At 48.9% G+C, this 6,000-nt stretch carries 2 tRNA genes and 3 rRNA genes; all 5 read right to left on the bottom strand.

The features are described 5' to 3' along the window. Positions 1-108: 108 nt before the first annotated feature. A 5S ribosomal RNA gene (gene rrf, locus BGI33_RS04895) occupies positions 109-221 on the bottom strand. A 108-nt stretch (positions 222-329) separates the two neighbouring features. Then, a 23S ribosomal RNA gene (locus BGI33_RS04890) occupies positions 330-3,219 on the bottom strand. A 353-nt stretch (positions 3,220-3,572) separates the two neighbouring features. Beyond that, positions 3,573-3,648: transfer RNA gene (locus tag BGI33_RS04885), tRNA-Ala, on the bottom strand. 15 nt (positions 3,649-3,663) lie between these two features. Then, positions 3,664-3,740 (bottom strand) — tRNA-Ile (locus tag BGI33_RS04880). Positions 3,741-3,817: 77 nt separating this feature from the next. Beyond that, a 16S ribosomal RNA gene (locus tag BGI33_RS04875) occupies positions 3,818-5,356 on the bottom strand. Together the 16S, 23S and 5S rRNA genes with 2 tRNA genes alongside form the textbook arrangement of a ribosomal RNA operon. Positions 5,357-6,000 lie beyond the last annotated feature (644 nt).

Genomic DNA, 6,000 nt, shown 5'->3' with positions numbered 1-6,000 from the left:
AAGGCTGCTGTTATGTTTTGCTAGCAGGCATCTATATTCATTGCCTTCTAGCCTTTAGCCAAAGCAAGAAACCCGGCTGATCTCTCAACCGGGTTCTTCTTATGGGGAGTCTGGCGGTGTCCTACTTTCACATGGGCATCCATACTATCATCGGCGCTAGGTCGTTTCACGGTCCTGTTCGGGATGGGAAGGCGTGGGACCAACCTGCTATGGCCGCCAGACATTAAACTGTCAAATCAGAAAGCCTTAATCTTGGTGATGTGTATTCATCAGTAAGCTTTTATCATTTCTTCTGTACATGCTCTCATGTATGAAGTCCTTCAAATGATAGAGTCAAGCCTCACGAGCAATTAGTATCGGTTAGCTGCAAGTGTTACCACTCTTCCACACCCGACCTATCAACGTCCTGGTCTCGAACGTCTCTTTAGAGGGATTAAATCCCTAGGGAAGTCTCATCTTCAGGCGAGTTTCACGCTTAGATGCTTTCAGCGTTTATCTCTTCCGAACTTAGCTACCCGGCGATGCGACTGGCGTCACAACCGGTACACCAGAGGTTCGTCCACTCCGGTCCTCTCGTACTAGGAGCAGCCCCCGTCAAACTTCCAACGCCCACTGCAGATAGGGACCAAACTGTCTCACGACGTTTTAAACCCAGCTCACGTACCACTTTAAATGGCGAACAGCCATACCCTTGGGACCGACTACAGCCCCAGGATGTGATGAGCCGACATCGAGGTGCCAAACTCCGCCGTCGATATGAACTCTTGGGCGGAATCAGCCTGTTATCCCCGGAGTACCTTTTATCCGTTGAGCGATGGCCCTTCCATTCAGAACCACCGGATCACTATGTCCTGCTTTCGCACCTGCTCGACTTGTCGGTCTCGCAGTTAAGCTACCTTGTGCCATTGTACTATCAGTCCGATTTCCGACCGGACCTAGGTAACCTTCGAACTCCTCCGTTACTCTTTGGGAGGAGACCGCCCCAGTCAAACTGCCTACCATGCACGGTCCCCGATCCAGATGATGGATCCGGGTTAGAACCTCAAAGTCACCAGGGTGGTATTTCAAGGACGGCTCCACAGATACTAGCGTTTCTGCTTCTTAGCCTCCCACCTATCCTACACAAGTGACTTCAAAGTCCAATGCAAAGCTACAGTAAAGGTTCACGGGGTCTTTCCGTCTAGCAGCGGGGAGATTGCATCTTCACAACCATTTCAACTTCGCTGAGTCTCAGGAGGAGACAGTGTGGCCATCGTTACGCCATTCGTGCGGGTCGGAACTTACCCGACAAGGAATTTCGCTACCTTAGGACCGTTATAGTTACGGCCGCCGTTTACTGGGGCTTCGATCCGATGCTTGCACATCTTCAATTAACCTTCCAGCACCGGGCAGGCGTCACACCCTATACGTCCACTTTCGTGTTTGCAGAGTGCTGTGTTTTTATTAAACAGTCGCAGCCACCTATTCTCTGCGACCTCTAACGGCTTACGGAGTTAATCCTTAACCATCAGAGGCATACCTTCTCCCGAAGTTACGGTATCAATTTGCCGAGTTCCTTCTCCTGAGTTCTCTCAAGCGCCTTAGAATTCTCATCCTACCCACCTGTGTCGGTTTGCGGTACGGTTTCATTCAAACTGTAGCTTAGTGGCTTTTCCTGGAAGCGTGGTATCAGTCACTTCGTGTCCGTAGACACTCGTCATCACTTCTCGGTGTTAAGCACCCGGATTTGCCTAAGTGCTCCACCTACCGGCTTAAACGATCTATTCCAACAGATCGATGACCTAACCTTCTCCGTCCCCACATCGCATTTGAATCAAGTACAGGAATATTAACCTGTTTCCCATCGACTACGCATCTCTGCCTTGCCTTAGGGGCCGACTCACCCTACGCCGATGAACGTTGCGTAGGAAACCTTGGGTTTTCGGCGACAGGGCTTTTCACCCTGTTTATCGCTACTCATGTCAACATTCGCACTTCTGATACCTCCAGCATGCTTCTCAACACACCTTCTTCGGCCTACAGAACGCTCCCCTACCATGTCAGTTATCTGACATCCGCAGCTTCGGTTACAGATTTGAGCCCCGTTACATCTTCCGCGCAGGACGACTCGACCAGTGAGCTATTACGCTTTCTTTAAATGATGGCTGCTTCTAAGCCAACATCCTGGCTGTCTCGGCCTTCCCACTTCGTTTACCACTTAATCTGTCATTTGGGACCTTAGCTGGCGGTCTGGGTTGTTTCCCTCTTGACACCGGACGTTAGCACCCGATGTCTGTCTCCCGAGGAACCACTTGATGGTATTCTTAGTTTGCCATGGGTTGGTAAGTCGCAATGACCCCCTAGCCATAACAGTGCTTTACCCCCATCAGTGTCTTACTCGAGGCACTACCTAAATAGTTTTCGGGGAGAACCAGCTATCTCCGAGTTTGTTTAGCCTTTCACCCCTATCCACAGCTCATCCCCGCATTTTGCAACATGCGTGGGTTCGGTCCTCCAGTACCTGTTACGGCACCTTCAACCTGGCCATGGATAGATCACTCGGTTTCGGGTCTACACCCAGCAACTAATCGCCCTATTAAGACTCGGTTTCCCTACGCCTCCCCTAATCGGTTAAGCTCGCTACTGAATGTAAGTCGTTGACCCATTATACAAAAGGTACGCAGTCACGGATTACTCCGCTCCCACTGTTTGTATGCATCAGGTTTCAGGTTCTATTTCACTCCCCTCCCGGGGTTCTTTTCGCCTTTCCCTCACGGTACTGGTTCACTATCGGTCGATGATGAGTATTTAGCCTTGGAGGATGGTCCCCCCATCTTCAGACAGGATTTCGCGTGTCCCGCCCTACTTTGCGTATACTTAGTACCACCTCTGAAATTTCGAATACGGGGCTTTCACCCTCTTTGGCCAAGCTTCCCAGCTTGTTCTTCTATCTCAGTGGCTATCATATACAGGCTCTTACGCGTTCGCTCGCCACTACTTGCGCAATCTCGGTTGATTTCTTTTCCTCTGGGTACTTAGATGGTTCAGTTCTCCAGGTTCGCTTCTCTGCACCTATGGATTCAGTGCAGGATACCATGCTTATACATGGTGGGTTTCCCCATTCGGACATCGCGGGATCACAGCTCTATTGCCAGCTCCCCCACGCTTTTCGCAGGCTTACACGTCCTTCTTCGCCTATCATCGCCAAGGCATCCACCTGATGCACTTATTCACTTGACTCTATCATTTCAAGAACCTCTTGACTTCGCCATCTCCACCGTTGACTAGTGAATATGACTAAGGCCTTTACTCTCATAAAGCTTACTGCTTTGGTTGTCTGAACAACGCCTTTTGTTTTCGTTGTTCAGCGATACAATCATCACCCAATTCTTTCAGCACTTTCTTCTTCATCTGTTTCCAGATTCCGATTCCTGTGCCTCAATCTTTGTTTGTTGATTTCGGCTTTCCAATTTGTTAAAGATCGATGCGTTACTTCGCAAATTAAAGCTAGCTTCTGCTTCGTCTGTACTCAGACTAAACTACCTTTAATTTCCAAAGTATCCTGATTTAACTTCCCTCTTCCTACAGAGTCGTGGTGGAGGCAAACGGGATCGAACCGATGACCCCCTGCTTGCAAAGCAGGTGCTCTACCAACTGAGCTATGCCCCCGCGTCCTTAAATATGTGGTGGGTCTGGGAGGACTTGAACCTCCGACCCCACGCTTATCAAGCGTGTGCTCTAACCAGCTGAGCTACAAACCCAGTTTATTCAGTCTCTTCTCGCATCTTTTCAGTTTACCGATAAGTGTGAATGCGAATCAGCCTCTTCTTTTCTCTAGAAAGGAGGTGATCCAGCCGCAGGTTCCCCTACGGCTACCTTGTTACGACTTCACCCCAGTCATGAAGCATACCGTGTTAAGCGACCTCCTTACGGTTAGTCTACCCAATTCTGGTATCCCCCACTCCCATGGTGTGACGGGCGGTGTGTACAAGACCCGGGAACGTATTCACCGCAGTATGCTGACCTGCGATTACTAGCGATTCCGACTTCATGCACTCGAGTTGCAGAGTGCAATCCGGACTACGATCGGCTTTCTGAGATTGGCTTCACCTCGCGGCTTCGCTACCCTCTGTACCGACCATTGTATGACGTGTGAAGCCCTGGTCATAAGGGCCATGAGGACTTGACGTCATCCCCACCTTCCTCCGGTTTGTCACCGGCAGTCTCATTAGAGTGCCCAACTTAATGATGGCAACTAATGACAAGGGTTGCGCTCGTTGCGGGACTTAACCCAACATCTCACGACACGAGCTGACGACAGCCATGCAGCACCTGTGTTACGGTTCCCGAAGGCACTCTCCTATCTCTAAGAGATTCCGTACATGTCAAGACCAGGTAAGGTTCTTCGCGTTGCATCGAATTAATCCACATCATCCACCGCTTGTGCGGGTCCCCGTCAATTCCTTTGAGTTTTAATCTTGCGACCGTACTCCCCAGGCGGACAATTTCACGCGTTAGCTTCGCTACTAAGGCATCTAGTACCCCAACAGCTAATTGTCATCGTTTAGGGCGTGGACTACCAGGGTATCTAATCCTGTTTGCTACCCACGCTTTCGAGCATGAACGTCAGTGTTATCCCAGGAGGCTGCCTTCGCCATCGGTATTCCTCCACATCTCTACGCATTTCACTGCTACACGTGGAATTCTACCTCCCTCTGACACACTCTAGTCACACAGTTTCAAATGCACGTCCCAAGTTGAGCTCGGGGATTTCACATCTGACTTATTTAACCGTCTGCGCTCGCTTTACGCCCAGTAATTCCGATTAACGCTCGCACCCTACGTATTACCGCGGCTGCTGGCACGTAGTTAGCCGGTGCTTATTCTTTAGGTACCGTCAGCACTAGATGGTATTAGCACCCAGCTTTTCTTCCCTAACAAAAGTCCTTTACAACCCGAAGGCCTTCTTCAGACACGCGGCATGGCTGGATCAGGGTTCCCCCCATTGTCCAAAATTCCCCACTGCTGCCTCCCGTAGGAGTTTGGGCCGTGTCTCAGTCCCAATGTGGCGGATCATCCTCTCAGACCCGCTATGGATCGTCGCCTTGGTAGGCCTTTACCCCACCAACTAGCTAATCCAACATCGGCCGCTCAAATAACGCGAGGTCATAAGATCCCCCGCTTTCCCCCTCAGGGCGTATGCGGTATTAGCCATCCTTTCGGACAGTTATCCCCCATTACTCGGTACGTTCCGATGCATTACTCACCCGTTCGCCACTCGCCACCAGAGAGCAAGCTCTCCGTGCTGCCGTTCGACTTGCATGTGTAAAGCATGCCGCCAGCGTTCAATCTGAGCCAGGATCAAACTCTTATGTTTAATCTTAGCTTGTTGCAATCTCGAAGTTCCCTCCGAAATCACTGGTCTGCTTCAAAGTTATTGACAAGTATATGTCTATATATCTCGTCTCTCTGAATCAGTGTGAGGCTCATCCGCACTCACACTTATCGGTAATCTGTTCTGTTAAAGAGCGTTGCTTTCGACTGCGTTCTACTTTAAACTGTTTAGTTCGTTTCGTGTCGCGTCATCAGCGAAGAAGGCGAACTATACGCCTCACCTAAACCTCTGTCAACTACTTCATCCTTTTATTTTTCACTATTTCAACATATGACTGTTTTTTAAGATTTTATTTTTGGTACTTTTTACCCCCCTTTGCCTTTTATCATCGCGCTTTTTCTTTCGCCATAGTTATTACCGGCTGCTTTTGACTCCATTTAGTATTAAGTTTTCGGCCTTTTTTATATCTGCGCTTTTCTAAACAATGCTTTTTAGTTGGTATTGTCTTAATAGGCGATGTCTTATTCAGGTTAATTGTGATTATTATAGCTACTATATTATCCAAAGCTATTTCAGTTCACTTTGGATAGACACTAGGATGACTATACCAATTTGAAATTTTTTAGTTAAAAAATTAATTCAATAAGGGTAATAAAGATATGTGTTATCTATCTGATACTGAACTG

Source organism: Snodgrassella alvi (assembly GCF_002777425.1).
In the GTDB taxonomy this organism is placed as follows: Bacteria; Pseudomonadota; Gammaproteobacteria; order Burkholderiales; family Neisseriaceae; genus Snodgrassella; species Snodgrassella alvi_B.
This window is presented reverse-complemented; position numbering and strand designations above follow the sequence as displayed.